This is a genomic window from Salmonella sp. SAL4457 (assembly GCF_046548235.1).
GTDB lineage: Bacteria > Pseudomonadota > Gammaproteobacteria > Enterobacterales > Enterobacteriaceae > Salmonella > Salmonella enterica.
Genome location: NZ_JBGDZO010000275.1, coordinates 1 through 303, shown reverse-complemented (window position 1 = coordinate 303; position 303 = coordinate 1). Strand labels below are relative to the sequence as shown.

At 67.7% G+C, this 303-nt stretch carries 1 protein-coding gene; it reads right to left on the bottom strand.

The features are described 5' to 3' along the window. Window positions 1–2 precede the first annotated feature (2 nt). Window positions 3–303, bottom strand: a 301-nt coding sequence (locus tag ACLJNW_RS24255; RefSeq protein ID WP_410961225.1) for a DUF72 domain-containing protein, incomplete at its 5' end; no start/stop codon positions are given.

The following is a 303-nucleotide window of genomic DNA, read 5'->3' as shown; positions in this document are numbered from 1 at the left end:
GCTCAGAGCAGGCCCAGTTGCTCCACTTCCGGGGCCGGGATCGGCTCGGGTAGCGCCGGCAAGCCTGGCAGGCGCTGGCCCAGCAGCGCATGGAAACGCTGGGCCTGCTGGGCCGCCAGGTGATTGTCGGGGGTATGCAGGAATACGTATGGAGTCAGGCCGGCCTCGATCCAGTCGGCCACCTTGTCGACCCAGGGCAAAAGGAACACCTCGTTGGCCGGCAGGTCGGGACCGCCGATGAAACGCACCTGTGGCGTATCGCTGAAGGCCGCCGGACGGATCGGCAGGCGCGGCTTCTTCGAC